Raw genomic sequence first — 23,956 nt, 5'->3', positions numbered from 1 at the left:
GGCGATGGTGCGCGCCCAGGTGTAGGGCTGGGGGTTCGGTGTAGGCGCTGGTGCCGTTTTGGCGCTGCAACGTGATGGGAACTGTGGCGAGTCGGATTAATCATCAGATCCGGATCGTGTTGGGCGACGGCGTGTGGGGAAGGTGGTTTCGGCTAGCGCGGCCACTTAATTTCGGCTGGGGTATGCGGGTCGCTGCGGGTGGAGCGCGCACTGACGCCACCTCGAACCTGTTGGCCCAGTTGATTTCCCCAGTTCGTGATCGGTGACAGAAACGGGATGGTGTGGGACGCTGATTTCACGTCAGCAATCAACTGGCAATCAGATCTATGGGGGCAGGGGTGGGACGTTCATTGATAGCTATGTCTTGGCGGGGTCGGGTATGCCGTCGAATTTCGTTGCATGCCGGTGTGACTGGTGTGGCGGCGCTGTTGATCGTGGCAGCCGCGCAACTGGCTGCCGCAGACCCAACATCGAGTCCATCGCCACATATCCCGACAACCACAGCGCCGAGCACCCCGTCGGCATCGCCCCCATCGCAGCCCAGCAGAACAGCACCACCGACAACCAGTACTGTGCAATCGTCTTCGCCCACGACGTCGGTATCTCCGAAACCGGCCGTACCCTCGACGTCGAGTACACCGCCGTCTGGTCCTGCGTGTGCTCCGGGTGCTCGCTCGAAAGCGCCGGAGAAATGGGAGCCGACCCGCAACCCCCAGCCGAGTGTGGTGGCGGGCCGGATGCGTTCGGATTGTCAGGAGATCCCGGGCGGGTTCAGCAAGGAGCAGGCCGACAAGGCCGAGACGATGGAAGCCGCGGCGGCGGCCCGCCCGCAGCAGCGCACGGCCGCGGAAGGGTGTCAGGTGTATTGGCCCGCACCGTATGAGGTGTGTGGTGCGATTCGGGACAAGTACAACGAGCTGGGTGGGCCGAACAGCTTCCTGCTGTTCCCGACCTCCAACGAGCTCACCAACCCCGACGGCGTCGGCAAACGCTCGACCTTCCAGAACGGCCCGATCTACTGGTCACCGGCCGGCGGTGCGCACCCGGTGGCCAATCATTTCTTCGCCGCCTGGCAGCGCAATGGCTGGGAAGGCGGTGTTCTCGGCTATCCGACCTCCGATGAACTCGTCAATCCCGACAACATCGGGCGCCGGCAATATTTTCAGGGCGGCACCATCTACTGGAAACTCAACGAGGCCTACTACGTCGCCGGCACGATCCGGGACAAGTGGGGCGAAACCGGTTGGGAGACAGGCTGGCTGGGCTATCCGACTTCGGACGAGACCAAGACTGCGGACGGGGTCGGTCGGTTCAACCGGTTCGACAAGGGTGTCATCTATTGGTCACCGAATACTGGCGCTCACCCGGTCGCGGGCCTCATCCAGGTCGAATGGGGCAGCGAGCAGTACGAGGCCGGCATGTACGGCTACCCGACCTCTGATGAACGCTCAGCGGGCGGGTCCAGCCGCGAGCAGGATTTCCAGAACGGCCGCATTCGAGTGCCCACCCCGGTGAACGGGGGAAGCGGACCTGACGAGGATGCGATCACGGGCCCCGTAGGTCCTGGCGGAAACGACTACACCGGGCCTTCAGGAGTCAACCGCACTGGTTCCGGAGCGCGACCAGGAACCACATTGAACGAGCATTGCCGCAAGCAAACCGAATTCCCCACTTCCGACGGCACCCTCTACGGATGCGCCAGCGCCGCCTACCTCTATAACAGTGGCGTCGATACTCGCTCGGCACCGCCAACGTTGAGTCCACCGATCAGCCTCCAGCCGGGATGCGACGCCGACTACCAGAAAAAGCGGTCCGACTACCTGGCCGGACGGACGAACAATTTAGCGATCTGGACTTTTGACCGGCTCTACGCGTGTGCCGTGAACCCGATCGGGGCGGTGATCCGTACTGACCAGGGCAAGGTCACCGCCTATGTAAACGGTAAATTGGAACAGGAACTGATCACGCACTACGACTCGCCGAAATCTCAGTACCGAGTCCGATTCAGTGTTGAAAAGATCGTCGGGGTATTCACATTGACTGCCAACGCTCCCTGCACCGGCGGACCATGCCCTGTCACGGTGTATGACTCGATGGTGTCCGAACCGCTGTCCGACGGTGCGCAACCCTTCGCCTTCTACGAGTTCGGTCCGGATTCGGTGAACCCGAACCAGAGGATCGATCTCATCATGGGGTTGAACCTGGCCTTCGCCTCACCCGGTGCCCGCGAGAAGACCCCGGGCGACCTCGAAATCAAAATCACGTCACCTTATATGCGGTGCGACAACGACACCGCCGTCCCCGGCGCCGCAGGGCTTCCCTCGCAGGGATGCGTCTTCGCCGACCGTATCCCGACGTTGGATTTCGCTTCCGACAACAGACTCGCCCCCATCGCCAATCACGTCAAACGGGCCCAACAGTCCGGGCTGCCGGGTGCCGGAAAGCTTTACTACACAGGCCCTTTGACCCGGATGACAGACGAAAACCAGCGGCAACGAAACGGTGCCCGGGCTTGCCCCTCCGGCCGCTACTCAGTGCCTGACCACAGCTGTGACGAGTACCCGTTCCGGTCGACATACCAGGGTGCTGCTCAACCACCCAACGCTGTCCTGCCACCGAACGGCCGAACGTTCCCTGGTTGCCAGATAAACGACACTCCCCGCGTCGATCCGTCACGTACTGGGCCCAACGGTTACAGCGTGTGTATGGTCCCCACCACTCCCGAGGACGCCAACAACCTTCAGGCAATCGCAATCCGTGAGTTCTACTATAAGAACCGCGTGCGCGACGGCGACAAGTTCTACGTTCGCGCCGACACCGGGCAGTGACCTGGCTAGGGTGGGGATCTCGATGAAGCCTTACCAGGAGGTTGGCCATGGAGCGTACCGACATCGTCGATCATGCCGATGGCTTCTTCTTCTTGACCGACGATCACCTCGATGATCAGTTGCGGACCATCTCCCAGAAGACCGGGCCGAGGTTTCGGCCCGGTGAGGGGGCGCTGCAAATCCATGTGGCCGGTGATGGGATGGCGCGTGTGACCGTTGACGTCAGTGACACGGGATTCCCTGCGATCCCAGTCGGGCGTGAGCTGATCGATGAGTGCATCTACACCACCGCCCTTGGCGCGCAACGAGTCCGGCACAGCTGGTTGGAGGAGGCCCAAGGTCAGCTGGATGATCCCGTGACCCCGTCGGGCCCGGCACGTGTGCACGTGCGAATGTATAAAATTCCTGGCCCGCACGAGCCTGTGACCTCGGGTATCGAGGTCACTGAACACGTGCTGTTGCATATCTGGAACGAGGCCTTATGACGTTCGAGGTGTGGGGGCATCTGTACAGAGATCAAGCTGCCGGGACCAGGACCAGGAACAGGAAGGCCAGAAAGCGGGGGTCATCCCTATCTTCGAAGAATTCTGGGAACCGCTCCAGCGCCTCCGGTGCGGGACCAGGCTCGTCGAGGTGGGTCACTCGAAATCCGGTGTCGAAGAAGGTCTTGAACATCGTCGACAGGGACCGGTCCCAAAACGTCAGGTCGGCGTCCTGCCCTGCCATGTCCGTCACGTGCCGGGGCCGGGTGGCGAAGTAGTTCGTCATGCTGCCTGCCTGGACGGCGGTGAACCACATGACAAGCGGATGCTCCACAGACAGGATCAGGCGGCCTCCGGGCTTCAGCACCCGTCGGATCTCCGTCAGCGGGGAATGCCAGTCCTCGAGATAGTGGAGCGTCAGAGAGCACACGACATCGTCGAAGGTGGAGTCGTCGAACGGCAACGGGTCAGCCAGATCTGCGACGTACAGCTCTGTGGCGCTTCCGACGCGGTCGCGGGCGATGTCGATGAGCGCCTTGCTGCCGTCGATGCCGACGGCCGTAGCTCCACCCTCGATCAAGTCGACGAGCGTTGGACCGGAGCCACACCCCACGTCCAGCACATGCTTACCGGAGACGTCACCGAGCAGATCACGGATCGCAGGCCTGTTGTAATACTCGTTGAGCAGACTGGTCGCGTTCTCCGCAGCGTAAGCCTCCGCGATCGGATCGTAGGCCGCAGCACGGCCAGAGCCGGCTGCGTTGCAGACCGCTGCCTACCTCTAACAGCTGCTAACGTCGGGTGGATGCGGTAATAGTCGCGACCCTTAGCAGGCCTCAGGTCGCTCTCGAGCGATCCTTTCGGGTGCGACGCCGAGGGCGAGCGATAAGGCTCGGGCGGCGCTTCGCGCAGATCGCAGACTCCAGCGATGCACGCTCGCCTGCGGCATCCGTACCCAATGACGACATCTGTTGGCGTAACCGGCAAGCCAGCCCAACCCGACGTCACGGGAGCCTAATATTGTTCCCGACCATCGAGCTTCCCAACGCAAGGTCCGTGGTGTGACGAGGCGGGCGCAGCGGTGACCACGGCCTGACCGCGCGAAACACCCGCCCGCCGCGGTGCCCGCCCGGTACTGTTGTGCTGGCAGTTCGGCCTCCGCGGGAGAAGTGTTGGCCAGGGTATTCATCAGTCACGCGAGCGTGGACCGCGAGTGGGCCAGTGAGATTCGCGGCTGGCTGGTCGCCGACGGGCACGAGGTCTTCCTGGATCTGCACCCGGTCGACGGGTTGATCGTCGGTGAGGAGTGGGAGCGCGAACTCTATCGACGGCTGCGGTGGGCCGATGCCGTCGTCTGTGTTGTCACCGGGGCTTATCTGGCGTCGGTCTGGTGTGCGGCCGAGGTCGGGATCGCGAAGGCCAACGGCAGCATGCTGCTGGCGGTGCGGGTCGAGGCCGAGGTCGTTCATCCGCTGCTGAAATCGCTGCAACAGTCGAATGCCGCGGCCGAACCCGCGGTGGCCAGGCAGAAGCTCGCGGTCGCGCTGCGCAGGCTCGACGCGGGCGGCGGCCTCGGCTGGTCCGACGACCGATCGCCCTATCCGGGGCTCGATGCCTTCGACACCGGCCGGCATCGGGTGTTCTTCGGCCGCGGTCGCGAGACCGCGGAGATCGCCGAGTTGTTGCGTAAACCGGCCGCCCGCGCCGAGCCGGCGATCCTGCTCGTCATCGGACCATCGGGGTGCGGGAAATCCTCGCTGGTGCGGGCGGGCGTCATTCCGCGCATCGCCGGGGAACCGCTCTGGTCGCCGCTCGAACCGATCGTTCCCGGCACCGACCCGGTGGGTGCGCTGGCGCGCTCCCTCGCGTCCGCCAGACGACGCGTGGGATTGGATCGGGAAACGGTATTCCAGCGAGATCGCCTGATCGGCAATGGCTTTCGCGATGTGGCCGATGAAATCCTGCTGGCCGAGCAGGCCGGCGCCGACCGCAAGCTGCTGCTGGTGATCGACCAGTTCGAGGAGTTGCTGCGGCGCACCGCCTGGCGGGAACGCGCCGAATTCGTCGACTTGCTCCTCCCCGCCATCGGCGGGCCGGTGCAGGTCCTGGCGACGTTGCGTCCGGAATTCCTGGAACCGCTCGGCGCCGATGTCGCGCTGTCGCGCATCCCGACGCGCACCCATCCGGTGCTGCCGTTGCGGAACGAGGCATTGCGTGCGGTCATCGAGGGACCGGCCAGGGTGGCGGGCCTGACCATCGAAGATGGCCTGGTCGAGGCGCTGCTGGCGGACACCGGCACCGGCGACGCCCTCCCACTGCTCGCATTCACCCTCGAACAGCTCGCGTTCGGACTCCGGCGTGGCGACCAGCTCTCACGTCAGCGCTACACCGAAATAGGCGGTGTCCGAGGCGCATTGGCCCGGCAGGCGGAGACCGCGCTGGCCGAGGCGCACACGGCGACCGGGCTTTCGCGCGACGAGATCATCACGATGCTGCTGCGCTTGGTCACCGTCGACGAGCACGGCGTCCCGACCCGCGACCGGGTTCCGCGCACGGGTTTCACCGAGTCCGCGCAGCAGGCGATCGACGCCTTCGTCACCCACCGCCTGCTGGCCACCGCCGAGGAGGATGGGCAGATCGTCGTGTCTCCCGCACACGAAGCGTTCCTGCGGAACTGGGCGCCGTTGCGCGACGCCATCTCCCGCGAGGGCGACTCGCTGCGGGCGCGGCGAGCCGTCGAGATCGCTGCGACCGAATGGGCGAACGACGACCATAAACCGCAGCGGCTATGGGAACGTGACAGGCTCGCGGTGGCGATGAAGGACACGGGCGCACGCCTGCGACTGATGCCACAGCCACAACTGCGGCAGTGGCCGCCCCGGCTACGCCGACTCAGCACCACCCGCGTCGAAACAAGTTCGCGGGCAAAGGAATTCCTCGAACGCAGCTACCGACGGGATCGGTTTCGACGCGGCCGGGCGACCGTTGCGCTGTCGGCGCTGCTGTGTGCGGCACTGGTGGCCGCGGTCATCGCGATCGTGCAACAGCGGCAGGCGGTGGCGCGACAGCACACCGCGGTGGCGCGGCAATTGCTGGCGCAGGCGGATCAACTGCGCGACCTCGACCCGCGAATGGCGATCCGGCTCGGTCTGGTGGCCGATCGGCTCGATCCCGGCAACGAGACGCGGCAGTGGTTGATCAACATGCTGTCCACGACTCGGTACGCGGGCACCCTCGATGGACCCCCGAACAGCGTGTCACGGCTGGCATTCTCGCCGGACGGGCGGACGATCGCGGTACAACAGTCGGGCGGAACTGTCGCTCTGTGGGGTTTGTCCGACTCCGGTCGCGCACAGCAGCTGGGCGAACCGCTCACCGACGTCAGCGACATCACCGATATCGCCTTCACCCCCGACGGCAAGACTCTGCTCACCGGAGCCGCCCAAGACTTGAACGCCAGGTACGTGCGTTCGGGGCTGGCTCCCTCCGTCGAAGCCAAGCACAATCCGTCCAGCGTGGACGGCCTGATCCAGTGGGACATCACCGATCCGGCCCGCCCACACATCAAAGCGCGGTCAATCCTGGATATTTGGGAGAAGCTGCGGTTTCAGTTCGCGCCGGTGCCGATGCTGGCCATCGGTTACGCCGATAAGCAGCCGACCCAGTTATGGGACCTGAACGACCCCGAGCATCCGGTGCCTGCGGCTACGATATCGCCGCCGGAGGCTGAGGTCGACAGCGCCGAATTTTCGCCGGACGGAAGGCTTCTGGCGATCGCGACACGCGGCACCATCACGATATGGGACGTCTCGGATCGGCATGCGCCGCGGTCGATCAGCCGACTGACGACGACGGGGCAGGGGCTTACCCAGGATCTCGTGTTCTCACCGGATGGCCGGCAACTGGCTGCGTCGGTCTTTCCGAGGGGGCTCACGCGCTGGGACATCACCGACCCGGCCCGTCCGCGCCTGCACCCGAACTCCGGCCCGAACATCAATAGCGGCTGGTCCGAGCTGGCGTTCGGACCCACGGGCAACGACCTCGCCATCGCGCCCGGGAGCGGCAACGGGGTCGGGCTATACGAAATCCCCGCTGACGAAAACACCGCTCGCCTGCGGGCGCGGCTGGTCGGCGGTGCCACCGCGGCAACCGCAATCGCGTTCTCGGCGAAGGGGATTCTCGCGATCGGCGGACGAGACGGGCGGACGACGTTGTGGACGATCGACGCGCACACGCAACCTCAGCCGGTGGGCCGACCGTTCTCCGGCGAAGTCGACCAGGTTGCCGGTGCCTGCGGCGTCGCGACGAGCGGTGACCTCATCGCGGTAGGCGGCAAGAATGGGAAGGTCGATCTCTGGGAGACCGGACAGCGCGACGGACCGGTGCACACCGTATCCTTCGACGCTGAGCATCTCGACTACGACAATAATGTTCGAATCAGCTGCGTCGCACTGTCATCCGACGGTAAGACCTTGGCGACGGGCAGTCCGGACCGCACCGTGTCACTGTGGGATGTCGGTGATCGTCGCCACCCTCGGCGGCTCGGCCCTCCGCTGACCGGACTCGCCGGGATCGTGACCACCCTCGCGTTCTCACCTGACGGCACTCGACTCGCCGCAGGCAGTTATCAGAACTCGCTGGTGTGGAGTATCGAGCAGCGCGAGGCACCGAAGCGACTCGGCCGCGGCGTCCACGGCGGACCGATGGCACAGGTCTCCTTCACCGCCGACGGCCGCCTGCACGGAGTGGGCTGGGTACACCGGACGCTGACCATCTGGGACCTGACCGATTCCGATCAACCGGTACCGCTCGGCGGAATACCGCTCGAACTGAGCACTCAGATCGCGTATTCACCAGCCGCCGGCGTGCTGGTGGTCATCAAGCACGGCGCCGGACAGTTCTGGGATGTGTCGGACCCGGCACACGCGAAGCCGGTCGGCAATGCCGTGCTCTCTGATCTCGGCCGCGACTTCCGCGCCCGATTCGATTCGACCGGAACGATTCTCGCCACTTTCGGCAGCGATCAGGTCCAGATGTGGCTGGTCACCGACCCCGCTCATCCGACGCAGATAGGTGAACCCCGCAATGTCGGGGCCAGAGAAATCATGGCCGCCGCCTTCACTGCCGATTCGAGCCGGCTGGTCACCGGTCACGAAGGGGGCGCGGCAGTCGCATGGGATCTGCACCGGCTCCACGAACTTCGCCGCAAACCAGCCGAAATCGGCTGCACGACAGTAGGGTCGAGCCTCTCTCCGGAGGGGTGGCGACAATACATTCAAGAACTTCCGTACCGCGACACCTGCTGATAGCAGGCGGTCATCCCACCGGCGAAAGACGAACGACCCGGGACGGTCCGTTGCCGGTGTAGTAGATGGTGTCTGCCGCGTCCACCGTAATGCCTTCGACCTCACCGAGATCGGTATACGGCAGCCGTTGCGGTGTCACCGCCTGCGGCGCGAGCCGCCAGAGCGTGGCGGTCCTCGTCGACTTCAATTCGCCGCTCTCGGAACTGAATTCCAGCGCGTTGTCCGCGAGTATCCGATTGCCCCGATGATCGATCGTGATCGCGTCGACGAACTGCAGGCTCGGGACCGGGGTCGGCACCGCGGGCGCCTTTCCACCGCGGAAGGTCAGCAGTGACGTACCGGGCCCCGGGTCCGGGTCCGAAACGAGAACGACGAGATCGCCGTCGTCGGATGCCGCGATGGCAGGGCGCAGATGCTCGACGGTCGCCAGGACCTCGAAGGAATCTGCACCCACGGGTAGCTTCAACACCCGGGATCGGTCGATGTCGGTGACGAAGACGGTGCCCGAATGGTCTACCGCCACACCGATTTCGAGCGATGGTCCGGTGTCCGTCGGGTCAGGCAGCGGAAGGGCCGTGATCACCTTCCGGTCCGCCGAGATCCTCAGTACTCGCCTGGTTGTGTACTCGCCGACATACAACTCGTCGGCCGGGCCCAACGCGACCGCAAAGGGACTCTTCAGCCCTGGAACCGGAAGTCGTTCGGGACGGTAACCCCCGGCCGGCAATCGCTGCACATACTCTGCCTCCGGCACATACACATCCCCGTTCCTGCCCACCACGAGACCGCCCGGCCCCGTCACCAGCATTGGCAGATCCGTCTGTACCTGCCAACCAGTGCCCCGCTCCACCTTCGGCGCGCTCGGCCACCAGACCCACCCGGCGATCAGCACTGCGGTAATCGCGGCCACGCCGATCACCCACCGGACCGACAGCCTCGCCTGCATACGCCGATTATCCAAGCGCACGTGTCTGTTCGCGCCAGATCGCCGCAACGCCCCCGCCTGCCGTCACGTCCGTGCTTATATGGTCTGTGTCAGAAGTGGGCGGATCGGTGGACGAGAACGACCCGGTGTGGGTTCGGCTGAACGAGCAGCTGCGCTGGTACAGCACGAAAGGCGCACTGGCGCAACGCATGTATAGGCGAGTCAAGTTCGGGCAGATCGCGGTCGGCGCCGCGGTTCCGGTGGTCGCCGCGCTCTCCGCGCCCGCCGGGCTGACCGCCTCGATCGCGGCGCTCGTGGTGATCGCCGAAGGCGCCCAGCAGCTGTTCCAGTGGCACACGAATTGGTTACGTTATCGAGGGACGGCGGAAGCGCTGAAGCGAGAGAAGTACCTCTTCCTCGCCGACAGCGGGCCGTACGCATCGGCCGATCGGCGGGCGGTGCTGATCGAACGCGTGGAATCCATACTCGGTAACGAGAACACCGGCTGGCTCTCCGAACACGAGAGGCGCCCAGAGACGGCAGGCTGACGTTTTCACGGTCGAGGCCGAGCACCTCGGTGAGCAGGTCGAAGCGGTAGCACACGGCCCGCGCCGTGTCGCCGGTGGCGACCATCTCTTCCCAGCGATTACCCAGCGCGGGCAGGAGTTCGAAGCCGGGATCGCCCGCGAGCGGCTTCGGATCGATGGCCAGCCACGGTTCCCGCTCGGCCGCGAGAATGTTGTCGAAATGCAGGTCCCAGTGCAGCAACCGGTCGCCGGGTTCATCGATCAGCTCGGCGACGGCGGATGCGCAGGTGCGAATCAGTTGCCGCTCGGCCGGGTCGGGCAACGCCGCCACGGTTCGGGGCACTTGATCGAGCATGGCGGCGGCGATGTCGGCCAGTTGCCGCAGCCCGGCTGGTGCGGGAGCCGCGACCAAGCGGGCCAGTAGCTCGGCGAGTATCCGCAGTGCGGCGCGGTCGTCGGTCATCGAAGACAGTGGTCGGGCTGCATCCAGCCGTTCCAGTAGCAGCGTGCCGGTGTCCGGATCGTGGTCGAGCAGGCGCACCGCGCCGTCGCCGTTCCAGCCGCGCAGGCCGAGCGGCTCGCCCACGTTCTCCTCGTTGACCGGCTGTAGTTTCAACGCGGCGGGCGTACCGTCCGCCTGGATCACCGGCAGCACCAGTGACACCATGCCGTGCCGTGCCGGACCGTCCAGGCGCAACGCCCAGCGGTCGAGGGGGCCCGCGGCCAGGCCGGGCAACGCCGCGATCCACGCACGACCGGACGCACCGTCGTGTGCACTGTGTGACGCCGCCAAGGCGGCGGGGACGTCGATGCGGATCGACGTGCTCATCGTCAAATCTCCTTCGTGGATTCCGAATGTGGACACGAAGGAGGTGAGGCGATGCCCGGCTGCCGGGCGGTGGTCAACGCATACCGGCCACCTTAGTCGACCATGATCAGTGTGCCGGAGCCTGTCGGTGCTCGGCCGACGCGTTCAGAGCCAGCCGAGAGTTCGCCCGCGCGAACGGCTTCGGGCGCGGGTGGTGCTGCCGGTCTCGAGGACTGCCACGGTTCCATCGACTCGCAGGTTCGAGCGCTTGTGTTTCAGCAGCCCGCTCCACAATCGAGGTCGAGCCGTCGTAACCGTCGGCGCACAGCATGGCGGCGATCTTGTGCCCCGAAAAGTAGGGGGCATGGCGACTGGGTGACATCATCTCGGGCATGATCAATCGCAGACTTCCCGTGCTCGCGCTCTTCGCGTTGTCCGCCGCCGCGGTGGTGCTCCCGTCGAACACCGCCGGCGCGGTCCCCGGCCTCGACGCACCGGTGATCGAAGAGACCTTCTCGGTACCGGGCACCGTCTCGGCGAAGTTCCGCAACCCGAATACCGAAGGGGTGTGCTGGATTTTCAACAACAAGACCGGTGAGATCTTCGGCGGCAACAACCCCACCTCCTTCGCCATCCCGGACGGCAAAATGGTCCAGACCTCGCTGGGCAACCTCCCGGCGGGCGAAGAGATCCACGTGCGCGGCGCCTGCGCCTACGAGCGCCCCATCGGCAGCCACGACAACGTGACCGTCACCGATGTCATCGTCGTCAAGGTCGTCGACAAGCCGAGCACCGGCAGCTTCGGCTGAATCGTCCGAGAAGCGAGACAGGACCGCTAGGCGCGGATCTCTGTCAAGTCCAACTGATATCGCTGCAGGATCATGAGCCGTCCGGCAACACTTGGGTATGGAGCTTTTGGTGTTGGCGGTCCCTGTTGGCCTGGTCGGCGTGGGACTCTTCGCGATCTGCGTCAGCGCCCTCGAGAAGGGCTGCGCCAGAGGCCGTCCGAACCTTCCCCCTCAGAGCCGACCGCGCGCGAGCTCGCCGAGCCTGGGCGGGACTGCCGATGTCCCGTATCTGATTATCCGGCAGCTGAGGAATCGCTGGTAAGCCCTTACCGATCGGTGGCGGCCTGTTGCAGCGCATGATGGGTTGATGACGCGAAACGATGACGAGGGGGTTGGCGGGGCACGCGAGCTTCGGGTGCTCGCCTTCAATACGTGGCACAGCGGTGGCAAGGTCGCGCACGGTACCCAGCTGATCGCCGATCTCATCGTCGAGACCGGGGCTTCGATCGCGCTGCTGTCGGAGGCGACCACCGCCACCATGGATGTCGCGGCCGAATTGGCGCGGCGTGGGTACGACTTCACTGCGGTCAGCTCGCATGACACGGGCATTCTGACGGTGTTTCCGATCGAGGACAGCGCCGACCTGCAGTGGATGGTCAAGGCGCGGTTGAACATTGACGGTAAACGGCTCACCGTCTACTCGTCGCATCTGGAGTTTCGCTGGTATGCCGCCAACCTGCCCCGCGGCTACGGTCCCGGGGTTCCGGCGCCGGATGAGTTCGCCGAGTACAACTTCGACAAGATGCCGGGCGGCCCGGTGACGGACCCGGCCGTGATCCATCGCGTGAACGCGGCCTCCGGCCGCCCCGACGTCATCAGCGCGTTTCTCGCGGACGCGAAAACCGAGATCGGCCAAGGGGCTTCGGTCATCATGGGTGGCGACCTGAACGAGCCGTCCGTGCTGGATTGGACGCCTGCCACCGCGCACATGTTCGACCACAACGGTGTCGTACTGCCGTGGGAGTCCACGCGGCGTCTGCACCAAGCCGGATTCATCGATGCCTACCGATCGATGTACCCCGACCCGGCCACCCACCCCGGACTCACCTGGCCGTCGGACAACGCCGAGGTGGACGTCGCCGAACTCGCCTGGGCGCCGGAGGCCGACGAGCGCGACCGCGTCGACTTCGTCTTCGCCACCGGGGCCGCGCTGAGGCTGACTTCCGTCGGCCTCGTCGGCCCTCGCGGTTCGATCGTGCGCGGCACCCGGCAGCAGGAAATCACCCAGGACAACTTCGCCGCGTCGCCACCGCGGTGGTGCAGCGACCACAAAGGCATACTCGCGGTATACGTGCTCGCCGACTAGGCCGCGGCCGGTAGGACCGCGCCTTCGCGCTCTGCTGCTTTATCGACCGTGAAGTCGCGGACCAGCAGGAAGAACGGGATCGCGGTGGCGATGCCCACCGAGAACGTCAGCACGAACGAGGCGGCCCACCAGCGCAGGATGCCGAGCCGCCGCGCTTCCGCGAACGCCCACGCGTGGAAGCCGAGCACCACGAAGCCGAGGTCCACCATCGCGAACCGGCCCGGCACCGTCTTGTAGATGTCGCCGACGAAGAAATCGAGCACCGACTTCGGCCCATTGCGCTGCACATAGGGCACCGCGATCGAATTCTGCGTGATGAACGCGGCGATGAGCGTCGCGATGAGGGTGGGGCGTCGCCAGGACTGGCCCGTGGTGCGGTCGGACATGGAGCAATCTCCTTCGCCGGTGAACCGATCGGTCCATACGGACCGTAGTAGACCGCTCGGTCTATGGCAACCCTTTGTTCGGACAGTCCGGTGATGCGCGGAATCGGCGGGCGAGTTCTTGTCGGCGTCAGTGTCGATACGATGCGGAATCGCAGATTTCGATATTTGTCCAGCCCATAGTTTTTGGCGTAAGAGTTCATCGCATTTCAACCGATGCTGCCATTAGGCTGTTTCTGTCTTGGTTGTCTATCTGAGGGCGTTGTGATGCGTGGGTATAAATGGTTGGACAAGGAGATGGCGAAGCTGGATCCGCACACCGAGTACCATGAAATTGTCCGGCTTTTCGGGCAGTATCGACTCGGTGAAATGTTCTTGAACATCGGTTATGCGTTGAACTTCATGGACGTGACGATGCCGCCGCACGGCGGGGACGCGCTGGCATTCGGGCGGAAATCGATCGATCGGCCACAGCGACGGTTCGAGGACAGTATGTATTTCTTCTGGACCTGGTACCTCTATCCGCCGGACAGTGCAGAGGTGCGCGAGTCCGTGCGCCGGTTGAACCGGATCCATGCCGGAGTCGCGCGGCGTCTACCAGGCGCTTTCGCGCACAACGAGGACTACGTGCAGGGGATGTGCCTGCTCGCGGTCGTGCCGCACCGGTTGCAGCGGTACATCGGTCTGCCCGGTTTCGACGAGCGGTTGCGGATCGCCTTTCACCTGTGGGCTCGTGATATCTGTGCGCAGCTCACGTCGGAGGGCGACGTTCCGGTGGTGGATTTTCCGGCGGATTTCGAATCGCTCGCCGATTTCGCGGATGACTACGATGCCCGCGACTGGGAGCGTACGGATAACGGTCACCAGGTGAGCGAGGCGTTCATTCGGCAATTCTGCGATCGCTGGTTTCCCGGCCGCTGGCAGCCGATCGGCCGGGCCATCATGCTGAGCGTTGTTCCGGTCAATGTCCGGCGCGTGATGCAATTGGACGATCCGCACCCACTCGGCGAACTCGCGGTCAAAATAGGGCTGCGATCCTATTTTTTGGTACAGCGGCTACTGCCGGATCCGCGCACGCCGATTCAGCGGCGGCGCATCGGCCGAAAGGACAGCCCGACCTTGCGCAAACTCAAGACCACCGGCGGGCTGTCCATCACCCGCACTAACCGAACGCCACCGGCAGCTGATAAGGACCGCGAAATGTCGGCATGATCGAGCGTTTGACCTTGCCCTCGACCGCGAGTCGAGGGCAAGGGACCCGCTCGAGGAAGGCCTGCACCGAGATGTCGTGCGCGAGCTTGCCGAGTTGAGCGCCGAGGCAGTAGTGGATACCACGGCCGAAGGTGAGATGGGTGACGTCCTCGCGGTCCAGGTCGAGCCGGTCGGGATCGATGAACCGGTCCGGATCCCGGTGCGCGGCACCGATCCAGATGAAGATCTCGGCGCCGACCGGCAATTCGTGCCCGCCGAGTTCCATCGGCTCGATGACGCGGCGCTTGGTCAGCTGGATCGAGGCATCGAAACGCATCAGTTCCGGCGAGAACGCGGGCACCAGTTCGGGTTCGGCGCGCAGCCGCTCGTACAGCTCGGGTGCACGCAGCAGATGCATGATCGTGTTGCCGATCTGGTGCGCGGTGCTGATCTGGCCCGCGGTGAGCAGAAACGCCAGGTTCGCGTGCAGTTCCCGTTCGTCGCTGAACTCGGGGGTGGTGTAGGCGTCGGCGAGGATCTGCATCATGTCGTCGTAGCCCGCGCCATCGCGGCGCTCATCGATCTGGCCGCGGAAGAACTCCAGGTAGTCGTGCACCCCGCGGAGCAGTTTCGGCTGGGTCTTCTGTACGACCGGTCCATCGTCGATGAGCATGCCGAGGCTGAACATCCACGGCAGGTAGTTCAGTTTCTTCGGAATCCCGAGCACTCCGCCGAGACTCGTTGCGGGCATGGCGAATCCGAAGTCCGCCATCGCGTCCATCTGGCCGCTGCCACCGACGAGCGCGCGGTCGAGCAACCGATCCGCGGTCTTGTGCCGCACCCTCGGTCAGCCTGGCGAACATCGCGTCGAGCCCGGTGCGGGCGCGCGTGGCCTCGTAGATCGACACCCCGCCGCGGACCAGGATGCGCAGCACCGCGGGCGCGTCGGTCGCGCTCAGGTCGACCCGGACACCCTCCGGCACGAGCAGGCTCGGTATCCGGTTCTCCCGCAGCAGGGCAACGGCTTTCGTGCCGTCGGTGGTGGAGACGATGAGCGAGGGGCCGCCCGCCTCCAGCAACTCGCCCATCTCGCCCTGCGCCACCAGGGTGCCGTTGTGCAACACCGCGACGTGGGTGCAGGTGGCCTCTACCTCGGCGAGCAGATGCGAGGACACCACCACGGTAACGCCCTCGGCGTGCAGCTCCGCGATGATCTTGCGGACCTCCCTGATGCCCGCCGGATCGAGGCCGTTGGTCGGTTCGTCGAGGATCACCAGCCGCCGGGGCGCCAGCAGCGCGGCCGCGAGCCCGAGACGCTGCTTCATCCCGAGTGAATAGCCGCGGTAGCGCCGATCGGCGGCCGGACCGAGGCCGACTCGCGCCAGCGCGGCCGTCACCGCGCTCGGGATCTCCGCGGTGGTCAGTCCCGGTTCGGCGGCGCCCAGCCTGCGCAGGTTTTCCCGCCCGGACAGGAACGGGTGAAAGCCCGGCCCCTCGACGAGCGCGCCGACCTCGGGCAGCGCGGCGGACGCGGCCTCGGGCATCCGGTGCCCGAGCAGTTCCACCTCGCCCGAGGTCGGCCTGCCCAGTCCGAGCAGCATGCGCAGGGTGGTCGTCTTGCCGGACCCGTTCGGCCCGAGCATGCCGAGCACCGAGCCCTCCGGCACCCGCAGGTCCACCTGGTCCACCGCGACCGTGCCGCGATACACCTTGCGTAATCCGTTGGTACGGGCCGCGAACGGGCCGGTGAGGCCTGCGTTCGGCAGCCGGTCGCCGGCGATGGTCGCGAGCGTCATTTCCCCTCCAGCGCCTCATAGTCATTGGTGAAATTGGGAATCGAGTCGATGAGTTCGGTCATCCAGGGTTCGGCGGGCACCGGGTTCGGGCCGACGATGCGCAGCGAGGACATGACGGTGAGCAGCATGCCGTTGGCGAGGAAAGCGCGAACCTCCGCTGGTGACGAGTTGGTGAGGTCTCTGATGAGTCGATAGATCCGGCCGTAGCGCTCCCGGACCACCGCGCCGATCTCCGGATCGGAACTGGCCGCGAAGCCGTGCAGCAGCATGGCCATCAGCTCCCGCTCGGCCAGCATCATCCGGTCGTAGGCGGGCGCGAGATCGCTCAGTTCGGTACCGGCGTCGCGGAAGATCTGCTCGACCCGGTCCGCCGCCCGCTCGACCCCCGCGATGAAAAGCCGCTGTTTGGAGCCGAAGAGCCTGATCACATAGGGCTGCGAGACGCTGGCCAGCCGCGCGACGTCGTCGGTCGTCGTGCCCGCGTAGCCCGCGATCGAGAACGCGCCGATGGCGGCGGTCACCAGCTGTTCGGTGCGCTCGGCGGCGGTCAGCCGTTTGGTCATCGAGCCTCCTGATCGACACTCCGTTGACATGTTATCAGTCGATAGCTACTTTACTTAGTTATCAGCGGATCACAACTACGAAAGTTGCTTCATGGCTGCGCTGGAAACCCCCACGAATACGACGCGAACTGACACGCCCGAAACCGGACATCGCCCGCTCGCCGCCGTCCTCGCCGCGGTCAGCATCCCGCTGTTCATGGTCACGTTGGACAATCTGGTCGTCACGACGGCCCTGCCGGTGATCAAGACCGAGCTGAACGCCTCGCTCGGCGACCTGCAATGGTTCGTCAACGCCTACACCCTGCCCTTCGCCGCACTGCTGCTCACCGCGTCCTCGCTGGGCGACCGGTTCGGCCGGAAGCGCCTCTTCCTGCTCGGCATCGCGGTCTTCACGGTGGCCTCGGCCGCCTGCGGTCTGGCCACCGAGCCGTGGATGCTGATCACCGCGCGAGCGCTCCAGGGCGTGGCGGGAGCGGCCGTGATGCCGCTGTCGCTGACCCTGCTCAGTGACGCCATCCCGGCCAGGCAACGTGACGCCGCGGTGGGCATCTGGGGCGGGCTGAGCGGTCTCGGCATCGCGGTCGGCCCCGTCGTCGGCGGCGCCGTCGCGAACGGTCTGGACTGGACCTGGATCTTCTGGCTGAACGTGCCAGTCGGCCTGCTCGCGCTGCCGCTGGCCGCGTACGTGCTGCGCGAATCACGCGGCGGCGCGGCCAAATTGGACCCGCTCGGCCTGGTACTCGCGACCGCCGCGGTGTTCGCCCTGATCTGGGGCATCATCCACGGTTCGGACCACGGCTGGACCCAGACCACGGTGCTGGTCTCGCTCACCCTCGGCGTGCTGCTGCTGATCGCCTTCGTGCTGGCCGAGAGCCGGGCCGAGGCGCCGATGCTGCCGCTGCGGCTGTTCCGATCACGCGGTTTCACGGTGGTGAACATCGTCGCGTTCGTGTTCTCCTTCGGCGCGTTCGGCGCGGTGTTCCTGCTGGCCCAGTTCTTCCAGATCGTGCAGGGACTCAGCCCGCTGGACGCGGGGCTGCGGACGCTGCCGTGGACGGCGGCGCCGATGGTGGTCGCGCCGCTGTCCGGATTCCTGGTGAGCAAGTTCGGCTCGCGCATCCTGATCGTGACCGGCATGGCGCTGCTCGCGATCGGGCTCGGCTGGATCGCGCTGACCAACGAGGCGGATATCGCGTACTCGGCCATGGTCATTCCGTTCGTCCTGGCCGGCCTGGGCACCGGCTTGACGTTCTCCCCGATGAGCATGATGGCGCTGGCCAGCGTGCCCGAGGGAGACCAGGGGATCGCCTCCGGTTCCTATAACACCGTCCGCGAGTTCGGCGTCGCCTTCGGTGTCGCCGTGCTGGCTTCGGTGTTCGCCAGTTTCGGCGGTTATGCCTCGTTCGTGGCCGGCCTGGTGCCCGCGGTCGCGGTCGGCGCCGTCGTGGTGGCCGTCGGTTTCGTGCTCGCCCTGTTCCTGCCGAAGGGCCGCAACCAGCACTGACCCGACGCCGATGGGCCTGTTCCCGTTGGGGGACAGGCCCATTGCGCGTTCCCGAGCAGCACTTCATGCGCCAGGGGGAGGGCGCGATCGTCAACATCTCCTCGGTGATGAGCGAGCGCGGCTGGGTCGGCCAGGCCAACTACGCCGCGTCCAAGGGCGCGATCAATGCGTTCACCCGTTGTGCCGCCGTCGAATTCGCCCGATTCGGTATCCGAGTCAACGCTGTGCTGCCAGGTTTCACCCCGACCGATCTGGTAGCAGAGCTGGTCGACAAGGGGACCAAAGGCATCAAGAAGCAGGTTCCGCTGCGCGGGTTCGCCCGCGTCGAGGACATCGCGGGCGTGGTCGTCCATCTGGCGGGCCCCGACGCCGCGTACACCACCGGCGCCACCATCTCCGTCGACGGCGGCGCAGGGGCCCAATTGGGTCTGGGCAGACCCGAATGGTGAGCGGCGGCAGGTATTTCCCACTCGACCTGCGCTGAGACCGCGCGGACACAGAGGAGCACGACAATGACGCAGAGTACCGAAATCGATGCCGATATCCGCGACGCGGTGGTCGAGATCGTCGCCGGAGTCCTGGAACTCGAAACCGCGGAGATTTCCTGGAACGGCGACTTCCGCGCGGACTACGACGCGGATTCGTTGCAGGGCATCCAGATCCTGGCCGCGCTGGAACGCCGGTTCGGCATCATCATCAGCCCGGAGCGCCTGCCCGAGATGGTGACCCTCGCCAGTACCTACGCGCTCGTGCTGGAGGCGCTGGCGGAGGCGGGCGGCGGGAACGGTGCCCGGTGAGACGGGTGGTGGTCACCGGGCTCGGCATCGCCGGCAGCATCGGTGTCGGCGCGGCGGAGTTCGCCGAAGCCCTGCGGGCCGGTCGATCCGGCGCGCATCCGATCACCGCCTTCTCGACCGAGGGTTTCGAGCACACCAACGCCTGTGAAGTGCTGGATTATCCAGCCGGACAATGGATTCGCGAGCTCGACCCGGCGGACCTGGGCCGGGCCACCCGGTTCGCCGTCGGTTGTGCCCGAATGGCCTTGGAGGATGCCGGAATTCCGGTGGCCGAGGCCCGCCTGCTGCGGTCGATCATGGTGGGGATGGTCACCGCCTCGGTGAGCGTGCAACCGAGCTCCCTGGCGATATCCACCGACATCCGGCTGGACCGGTGACGGCGGGCGGCCCCGGGGTCGACCAACAATATCGAGCTGTATCACCGATACGACTCCCCGTTCTTCTCCGGCGACACCACGATATTCTGTGCCGGAGGGTCGGAAAGTTCTGGAGATCAGTTGTGTTTTCGACCCGTTGACGAAATCGGAGCCGGACAGATTCATCGAGAATACGATCGATGCCGCGTTGGCAGAATTCTATCAATATGGCGGGCGCCCGAATTTTGGTGATCCTGCTTCCATCCCCTGGGCCAGTTCGTCCGATGAACTTGACGAAGAAGGGGTCGAGCGGTTCCGGAAGCAGTTTCCGGGTGTGATCGATTAGGCCGTGCTTTGAAAGTCTTGTCAACTGTGACCACTGGTTGATGGCGGCGCCTCTGACGCGTCTGTTCTTGACCGGTGACGGCTACTTCTTCAGGCCGTCCAGGGCCTGCCTGGCTTGGTTTCTGGCGATGGTGCCGAGCTCATTCAGGTTTACCGGGGGCTCGCCGTGCTGGCGCAGGATGGGGATTCGTACTCGCACCGAAACATTGCTGTCCTGCACGGCTACGACGTAGTCGGTTCCTGTTGTGTGGCTGGAATCCGATACCGCGGTGTGCCAGTAGCCCTGGGTGCCGATGCCGGTGATGTCGCCGAAGTCCGATCCAGATCCGTTGGTGTCCTTGTGTTTCCATTGGTTGTAGGCCGGGTCGGCTCCGGCCGCGGTGAACTCGACGCTGAGGTCGATGGCCGCTTGATTCCAGTGGGCGCCGTCGCCGGCGAGGCTTTTGTAGCTGAATTGGCATGACAGACGTCCGGGGGAATGGGCGCTCGGTACGGTTTCGTGATGGTAGGGCGCTTGGTCCGGGGTGGACGACCACTTGTGCAGCGGGGTGGGGTCGACCAGGTCGCACGCATTGGAGATCCCATTCATCGAATAGATTCCCGGTGCAGGTTCTGGGCGTGGAGTCGTAGTCATGGATGACGTCGCCGGCGCACTCGAGGAGGCCGCCGCAGCGGGGGACTGATTGTCGCCGTCGCCGTCCACGATGAGGATGCCGATCACCACACCAGCACCCAGTGCTACGACAAGCCCGACGGCAGCGGCAGCGACCATAACTGGCTTACCGGGGGAAGGATGCTGCGGTGCGAGAGGCTGGGGTGGTGGCGGAGCGGTCATCGGAGCTGTCCTCACGGGTTTGTTCGAGGCGATGGCTTCTATTTTTGTCGCAGTCCGTCGAGCACTTTGCGGGCTTGGGACCTCGCGACCGTATCGAGGTCGTCCCTGTCTACTGCCGGGGATTCTTTTTCCCGTGAGAGGTCGATGGTGACCTGCACCGCGACGTCGCCGTCCCATACGCACACAACGTATTCGGCGTCCACGATGCCACCGAAGTTGTCGGCTTCGAACTGCCAGTAGCCCTGGGTGCCGACTCCGGTGAACTCCCCGGACGTCACCACCGATCCGTCGTCGGCCAGGTCGGCGGTGGTGCGTTTCCAATTGTCGTACTTGCGCGCAGCCGAACCGTCGGTGACATCGGCTCGGACGCTGATCTCGGCGGTATTCATCGGAAATTTGTCACCGGCCGAATTGCCGTAGTAGACACTGCAGCGCAGGACACCGAATTTGCCGGACTGCGAAGTTTTCTCGTGTTCGGGATCGAGTCGCGGTGCGGACGCCCACTTGGTCAATGGCGTCGGATCGACCAGGTCGCATGCGTTGGTGATGGCGCTCATCGAATAGGCGCTCGATCCCTGTGGGGCAGCGGGCGAGGCGTCGGTGGGGATGCCGACGCTGTCTCGGCCCCTGGCGACGAAACCGATTGCGACGCCGATCAACAGCATCACCACTAGTCCGGCGACTCCGGCGACGATCAGCAGCGGTGTGCCGCGGCCGGCCGATTGCGACGGATATGGCTGTGGTTGTGGCGGTGGCCAATGCCCCTGACCGCCATGCTGGTACTGGCCGGCGGCTGTAGCCGACACACGAGAATGGACACTCGAATCCGGGGCCGCCCAGCCATCTGGCGGTGGATCCGGTTGTCGCGCAGCGGAATCAGTGTTGCCCGCGCTCCGCTCATCGCTCGATTCGCGCGGCGGATCAGTCATGTCTACAACCCCTCCGGGGCTTGGACGGGGGGCCGCCCCCGCCAAGTCGTGAACTCAGCCACAGATTCTAACCACTCGGTCTTACCGCCAGAGATGAGAAGAGCAAGCGCTCGTGGGTACCGGATTGTGCGGCAATGTCCTGCGCCACAACATCTTCGCGCGCCCCGGAGTGTGCTCGACGGCGTTAGTGTCGGTGGATGGATCATGACCTCGTACTCGACTACCTGCGGCGGATCGGAGTCGAGGCCTCGGTTCGCCCCGACCTCGACGCCCTGCGCGACCTCCAGCGGCGGCATCTCGAGACGGTGCCGTTCGAGAATCTCAGCATTCATCTCGGCGAACGCATCGTGCTCGACGAGAAGCTGTTGGTGGACAAGATCGTGCGACGGCGGCGCGGCGGGTTCTGCTACGAGTTGAACGGGGCGTTCGGCGCCCTGCTATCGGCCCTCGGGTTCCCGGTGACGTTGCTGGCCTCCGGTGTGTACGACGGCGGGCACGTCCGGCCGCCGTTCGACCATCTCGTGCTGCGCGTGGACCTGGACCGGCCGTGGTTGGTGGACGTGGGATTCGGCCGAAACGCTTGGTATCCGCTGAGTTTGGACAGCATCGACGACCAACCCGATCCGGCAGGCGTGTTCCGGGTCGTCCCGGTCGAGGACGGCAGCGGCGACCTCGACCTGCTCTGCGATGGCGAGCGGCGGTACCGGATCGAGGCCCGGCCCCGCCGACTGATCGACTTCGAGCCGTTCTGCTGGTATCACCAGACGTCGCCGGATTCGCACTTCACCGGCAAGCTGGTGTGCTCGCGACCCACTCCCACCGGCCGCATCACTCTCAATGACCACACCCTCACCCGCACCGAGAACGGCGAGCGCACCGAACAGACCCTGACCGACGAGGCGGCCCTGGCCGCCTACCGCGATCTGTTCGGTATCGCGTTGAGCCACCTGCCCGCCGTCGCGAAGCGGCGGTAGCTGGTTGCGCTGCCGACGGAGGCCGGGACCTCGGCTGATCGAACCAGCGGAAGCAGGTCCTGCCACGTGGCTGAACTTCCGTTGTCGCGGGTCGGCAGAACGTACCGCTCACGCACGCGTCGCCGAGGCAGCGGAGCCGCGGTGCGCAACTATGTCGAGGAGCCGGTCGACGAGACGTGCCGCTTCGGCGTCGGTCATCGGTTCAGTGAACAAGGCGTGGAAGTACAGGGGCGCCACGACCAGCTCGACCAGGTCGGCCAGCGTGGGGACCGGCTCGCCACGCTGTTCCGCGCGATCGAGCATCGCCTGTAGTTGACGCTCGCGTTCGGCGAAGGCCGGCGAGCGTCGACGTTGTTGTCCCGGCCGGATTTCCATGACCACGGCTCGAAGGATCAGCGGGACATTTCCGTTCCGCAATGACGTCGCGACCGCGGCGGCGTAGAAGTGCAGATCGTCGTGCAGAGAACCGGTGTCGGGAAGCGACGCGGTGGTGGCCGACCACTCGTTCACCACGTCATGCAGTAGGGCTGACATCGTTCCCCACCGCCGGTAGATCGTCGCCTGGTGCACCCCGGACGCCGTGGCGACCAATGGAACGCTCAGCTCTTCCCACGGATGTGTCTCGAGCAGCTTGAGCACTGCTGCGTGGACTGCGGCGCGCACGCGCGCGGACCGTCCACCGGGCCGCTGCATGGTTGGTCGGTCGTCCATACCCAGATCATAACGCGAGATTTCTTGCATTAGTGCTGGGCTCTGCGTATCGTCACTAACACGAGGATTTTCGCGTTACAGTTCGGAGGGCATCATGCAGCGACAGATCTTCACGTTCGTCGGCCACTACCTCGAGATGGTGCTGGCGATGTTCATCGGCATGGGTCTTCTTGCGCTGCTATGGATGCTGATCTGGCCCGGCCTGCACGACCAGCCGGTGGCGAGCACCCTGGTAATGGCAGCCGATATGACGATCGGCATGGCCGGGTGGATGGCGATACGGGGGCACAGCCGACGGATGATCGTCGAGATGTCCGCGGCGATGGTCGCGCCATTCGTGGTGCTGCTGGTGCCGCTCGTGGTCGGCGCCATCACGGCCGACACCCTCATGACGGTCGGACACGTGCTGATGTTCGGCACGATGCTCGCCGCCATGCTCCTGCGCCTCCCGGACTACACGCACCGGCACGGGACCGATGTGCAGCCGGATCGGGTCGAGAACGTCGCGACGCCATGACGCCCGCGGACCTGAGAACGAAGAA

The 23,956-nt window shown here is 65.4% G+C and carries 23 protein-coding genes and 1 pseudogene; 14 read left to right on the top strand and 10 right to left on the bottom strand.

Annotated features, from left to right (window positions below; genetic code table 11):
• Positions 1–737 precede the first annotated feature (737 nt).
• Complete coding sequence (locus DMB37_RS04815; protein ID WP_240772483.1) at positions 738–2,828, top strand: hypothetical protein; 2,091 nt, start codon at positions 738–740, stop codon at positions 2,826–2,828.
• 47 nt (positions 2,829–2,875) lie between these two features.
• Positions 2,876–3,313 (top strand): hypothetical protein, encoded by a 438-nt coding sequence (locus tag DMB37_RS04810; protein WP_135231659.1) that lies wholly within the window; start codon positions 2,876–2,878, stop codon positions 3,311–3,313.
• Between the two features lie 31 nt (positions 3,314–3,344).
• Here the strand turns inward: DMB37_RS04810 and DMB37_RS04805 are convergent, their stop codons facing one another.
• Positions 3,345–4,034, bottom strand: coding sequence for a class I SAM-dependent methyltransferase (locus tag DMB37_RS04805; RefSeq protein ID WP_135231658.1), 690 nt, complete (start codon positions 4,032–4,034; stop codon positions 3,345–3,347).
• A gap of 448 nt (positions 4,035–4,482) precedes the next feature.
• On the opposite strand from DMB37_RS04805, the gene DMB37_RS04800 reads away from it, so the two are divergent.
• A complete protein-coding gene (locus tag DMB37_RS04800; RefSeq protein WP_167768744.1) occupies positions 4,483–8,616 on the top strand; it encodes a TIR domain-containing protein in 4,134 nt (1,377 codons plus the stop codon).
• A 10-nt stretch (positions 8,617–8,626) separates the two neighbouring features.
• On the opposite strand, the gene DMB37_RS04795 is transcribed toward DMB37_RS04800, so the two are convergent.
• Positions 8,627–9,562, bottom strand: coding sequence for a hypothetical protein (locus tag DMB37_RS04795; protein ID WP_135231656.1), 936 nt, complete (start codon positions 9,560–9,562; stop codon positions 8,627–8,629).
• Between the two features lie 188 nt (positions 9,563–9,750).
• Here DMB37_RS04795 and DMB37_RS41875 point away from each other — a divergent pair, with 188 nt between their 5' ends.
• Positions 9,751–10,089, top strand: coding sequence for a DUF4231 domain-containing protein (locus DMB37_RS41875; RefSeq protein ID WP_370465395.1), 339 nt, complete (start codon positions 9,751–9,753; stop codon positions 10,087–10,089).
• A gap of 7 nt (positions 10,090–10,096) precedes the next feature.
• On the opposite strand, the pseudogene DMB37_RS04785 reads toward DMB37_RS41875, so the two are convergent.
• Positions 10,097–10,897, bottom strand: a pseudogene (locus DMB37_RS04785) (aminoglycoside phosphotransferase family protein); the annotation flags it as partial.
• A 371-nt stretch (positions 10,898–11,268) separates the two neighbouring features.
• Here DMB37_RS04785 and DMB37_RS04780 point away from each other — a divergent pair.
• Positions 11,269–11,685, top strand: coding sequence for a hypothetical protein (locus DMB37_RS04780; RefSeq protein WP_135231655.1), 417 nt, complete (start codon positions 11,269–11,271; stop codon positions 11,683–11,685).
• A gap of 346 nt (positions 11,686–12,031) precedes the next feature.
• Entirely contained in the window at positions 12,032–13,030 is a 999-nt protein-coding gene (locus DMB37_RS04775; protein WP_167768743.1) for an endonuclease/exonuclease/phosphatase family protein, read from the top strand.
• Here DMB37_RS04775 and DMB37_RS04770 read toward each other — a convergent pair.
• Positions 13,027–13,416 carry a DUF2834 domain-containing protein gene (locus DMB37_RS04770; RefSeq protein WP_135231654.1) on the bottom strand — a complete coding sequence of 130 codons (390 nt, stop codon included), beginning with the start codon at positions 13,414–13,416 and terminating at the stop codon, positions 13,027–13,029. The genes DMB37_RS04775 and DMB37_RS04770 overlap by 4 nt on opposite strands.
• 213 nt (positions 13,417–13,629) lie before the next feature.
• Here DMB37_RS04770 and DMB37_RS04765 point away from each other — a divergent pair, with 213 nt between their 5' ends.
• Positions 13,630–14,625 carry an oxygenase MpaB family protein gene (locus DMB37_RS04765; RefSeq protein ID WP_135231653.1) on the top strand — a complete coding sequence of 332 codons (996 nt, stop codon included), beginning with the start codon at positions 13,630–13,632 and terminating at the stop codon, positions 14,623–14,625.
• Here the strand turns inward: DMB37_RS04765 and DMB37_RS04760 are convergent.
• Genes DMB37_RS04760 through DMB37_RS04750 form a run of 3 tightly spaced genes read right to left on the bottom strand, consistent with a single transcriptional unit; the run spans position 14,576 to position 16,963 of the window.
• Positions 14,576–15,277 carry a cytochrome P450 gene (locus tag DMB37_RS04760; RefSeq protein WP_167768742.1) on the bottom strand — a complete coding sequence of 234 codons (702 nt, stop codon included), beginning with the start codon at positions 15,275–15,277 and terminating at the stop codon, positions 14,576–14,578. The two genes, DMB37_RS04765 and DMB37_RS04760, sit on opposite strands and share 50 nt — an antisense overlap.
• Complete coding sequence (locus DMB37_RS04755) at positions 15,180–16,400, bottom strand: ABC transporter ATP-binding protein (RefSeq protein ID WP_135231651.1); 1,221 nt, start codon at positions 16,398–16,400, stop codon at positions 15,180–15,182. The genes DMB37_RS04760 and DMB37_RS04755 overlap by 98 nt, the downstream gene beginning before the upstream one ends.
• The gene (locus DMB37_RS04750; protein WP_135231650.1) at positions 16,397–16,963 is read right to left on the bottom strand and encodes a TetR/AcrR family transcriptional regulator; all 567 of its coding nucleotides are present in this window, start codon (positions 16,961–16,963) and stop codon (positions 16,397–16,399) included. Before DMB37_RS04750 ends, DMB37_RS04755 begins: the two co-directional genes overlap by 4 nt.
• A 91-nt stretch (positions 16,964–17,054) precedes the next feature.
• On the opposite strand from DMB37_RS04750, the gene DMB37_RS04745 reads away from it, so the two are divergent.
• The 5 genes from DMB37_RS04745 to DMB37_RS04725 all read left to right on the top strand — a co-directional run bounded on the left by DMB37_RS04745 (position 17,055) and on the right by DMB37_RS04725 (position 19,966).
• Positions 17,055–18,467: an MFS transporter gene (locus DMB37_RS04745; RefSeq protein ID WP_135231649.1), complete on the top strand. Its 1,413-nt coding sequence runs from the start codon at positions 17,055–17,057 to the stop codon at positions 18,465–18,467.
• A 65-nt stretch (positions 18,468–18,532) separates the two neighbouring features.
• Positions 18,533–18,916, top strand: coding sequence for an SDR family oxidoreductase (locus DMB37_RS04740; protein WP_135231648.1), 384 nt, complete (start codon positions 18,533–18,535; stop codon positions 18,914–18,916).
• Positions 18,917–18,979: 63 nt separating this feature from the next.
• The gene (locus DMB37_RS04735; RefSeq protein WP_135231647.1) at positions 18,980–19,264 is read left to right on the top strand and encodes an acyl carrier protein; all 285 of its coding nucleotides are present in this window, start codon (positions 18,980–18,982) and stop codon (positions 19,262–19,264) included.
• Complete coding sequence (locus tag DMB37_RS04730) at positions 19,261–19,641, top strand: beta-ketoacyl synthase N-terminal-like domain-containing protein (RefSeq protein ID WP_135231646.1); 381 nt, start codon at positions 19,261–19,263, stop codon at positions 19,639–19,641. The genes DMB37_RS04735 and DMB37_RS04730 overlap by 4 nt, the downstream gene beginning before the upstream one ends.
• A gap of 88 nt (positions 19,642–19,729) precedes the next feature.
• Positions 19,730–19,966, top strand: a complete 237-nt coding sequence (locus DMB37_RS04725) for a hypothetical protein (RefSeq protein WP_135231645.1) — start codon at positions 19,730–19,732, stop codon at positions 19,964–19,966.
• Between the two features lie 81 nt (positions 19,967–20,047).
• Here DMB37_RS04725 and DMB37_RS04720 read toward each other — a convergent pair whose 3' ends face one another.
• On the bottom strand, positions 20,048–20,689 hold the full coding sequence (locus DMB37_RS04720) for a hypothetical protein (protein WP_135231644.1): 642 nt from the start codon (positions 20,687–20,689) through the stop codon (positions 20,048–20,050).
• 149 nt (positions 20,690–20,838) lie between these two features.
• The gene (locus tag DMB37_RS04715) at positions 20,839–21,606 is read right to left on the bottom strand and encodes a hypothetical protein (RefSeq protein ID WP_135231643.1); all 768 of its coding nucleotides are present in this window, start codon (positions 21,604–21,606) and stop codon (positions 20,839–20,841) included.
• Positions 21,607–21,926: 320 nt separating this feature from the next.
• Here DMB37_RS04715 and DMB37_RS04710 point away from each other — a divergent pair, with 320 nt between their 5' ends.
• On the top strand, positions 21,927–22,703 hold the full coding sequence (locus DMB37_RS04710; protein WP_135231642.1) for an arylamine N-acetyltransferase: 777 nt from the start codon (positions 21,927–21,929) through the stop codon (positions 22,701–22,703).
• A gap of 108 nt (positions 22,704–22,811) precedes the next feature.
• On the opposite strand, the gene DMB37_RS04705 is transcribed toward DMB37_RS04710, so the two are convergent.
• Positions 22,812–23,414, bottom strand: coding sequence for a TetR-like C-terminal domain-containing protein (locus DMB37_RS04705; protein ID WP_167768740.1), 603 nt, complete (start codon positions 23,412–23,414; stop codon positions 22,812–22,814).
• A gap of 94 nt (positions 23,415–23,508) precedes the next feature.
• Between DMB37_RS04705 and DMB37_RS04700 the strand changes: the two genes are divergently transcribed.
• Entirely contained in the window at positions 23,509–23,931 is a 423-nt protein-coding gene (locus tag DMB37_RS04700) for a hypothetical protein (protein ID WP_135231640.1), read from the top strand.
• Positions 23,932–23,956 lie beyond the last annotated feature (25 nt).

The sequence above is a fragment of the Nocardia sp. CS682 genome (assembly GCF_004634405.1).
Taxonomy (GTDB): domain Bacteria; phylum Actinomycetota; class Actinomycetes; order Mycobacteriales; family Mycobacteriaceae; genus Nocardia; species Nocardia ninae.
Note: the sequence above shows the minus strand (reverse complement) of the source record. Positions and strands in the feature narration are given on the sequence as shown.

What these genes read in the sequence shown, in the direction of transcription:
- DMB37_RS04735 (WP_135231647.1), top strand. Translation starts at nt 18,980, where the DNA reads ATGACGCAGAGTACCGAAATCGATGCCGATATCCGCGACGCGGTGGTC.
- DMB37_RS04770 (WP_135231654.1), bottom strand. Translation starts at nt 13,416, where the DNA reads ATGTCCGACCGCACCACGGGCCAGTCCTGGCGACGCCCCACCCTCATC.
- DMB37_RS04765 (WP_135231653.1), top strand. Translation starts at nt 13,630, where the DNA reads ATGCTGCCATTAGGCTGTTTCTGTCTTGGTTGTCTATCTGAGGGCGTT.
- DMB37_RS04810 (WP_135231659.1), top strand. Translation starts at nt 2,876, where the DNA reads ATGGAGCGTACCGACATCGTCGATCATGCCGATGGCTTCTTCTTCTTG.
- DMB37_RS04705 (WP_167768740.1), bottom strand. Translation starts at nt 23,414, where the DNA reads ATGGACGACCGACCAACCATGCAGCGGCCCGGTGGACGGTCCGCGCGC.
- DMB37_RS04740 (WP_135231648.1), top strand. Translation starts at nt 18,533, where the DNA reads ATGCGCCAGGGGGAGGGCGCGATCGTCAACATCTCCTCGGTGATGAGC.
- DMB37_RS04750 (WP_135231650.1), bottom strand. Translation starts at nt 16,963, where the DNA reads ATGACCAAACGGCTGACCGCCGCCGAGCGCACCGAACAGCTGGTGACC.
- DMB37_RS04815 (WP_240772483.1), top strand. Translation starts at nt 738, where the DNA reads ATGCGTTCGGATTGTCAGGAGATCCCGGGCGGGTTCAGCAAGGAGCAG.
- DMB37_RS04795 (WP_135231656.1), bottom strand. Translation starts at nt 9,562, where the DNA reads ATGCAGGCGAGGCTGTCGGTCCGGTGGGTGATCGGCGTGGCCGCGATT.
- DMB37_RS04745 (WP_135231649.1), top strand. Translation starts at nt 17,055, where the DNA reads ATGGCTGCGCTGGAAACCCCCACGAATACGACGCGAACTGACACGCCC.
- DMB37_RS04710 (WP_135231642.1), top strand. Translation starts at nt 21,927, where the DNA reads ATGGATCATGACCTCGTACTCGACTACCTGCGGCGGATCGGAGTCGAG.
- DMB37_RS04700 (WP_135231640.1), top strand. Translation starts at nt 23,509, where the DNA reads ATGCAGCGACAGATCTTCACGTTCGTCGGCCACTACCTCGAGATGGTG.
- DMB37_RS41875 (WP_370465395.1), top strand. Translation starts at nt 9,751, where the DNA reads ATGTATAGGCGAGTCAAGTTCGGGCAGATCGCGGTCGGCGCCGCGGTT.
- DMB37_RS04760 (WP_167768742.1), bottom strand. Translation starts at nt 15,277, where the DNA reads ATGCTCATCGACGATGGACCGGTCGTACAGAAGACCCAGCCGAAACTG.
- DMB37_RS04775 (WP_167768743.1), top strand. Translation starts at nt 12,032, where the DNA reads ATGACGCGAAACGATGACGAGGGGGTTGGCGGGGCACGCGAGCTTCGG.
- DMB37_RS04780 (WP_135231655.1), top strand. Translation starts at nt 11,269, where the DNA reads ATGATCAATCGCAGACTTCCCGTGCTCGCGCTCTTCGCGTTGTCCGCC.
- DMB37_RS04755 (WP_135231651.1), bottom strand. Translation starts at nt 16,400, where the DNA reads ATGACGCTCGCGACCATCGCCGGCGACCGGCTGCCGAACGCAGGCCTC.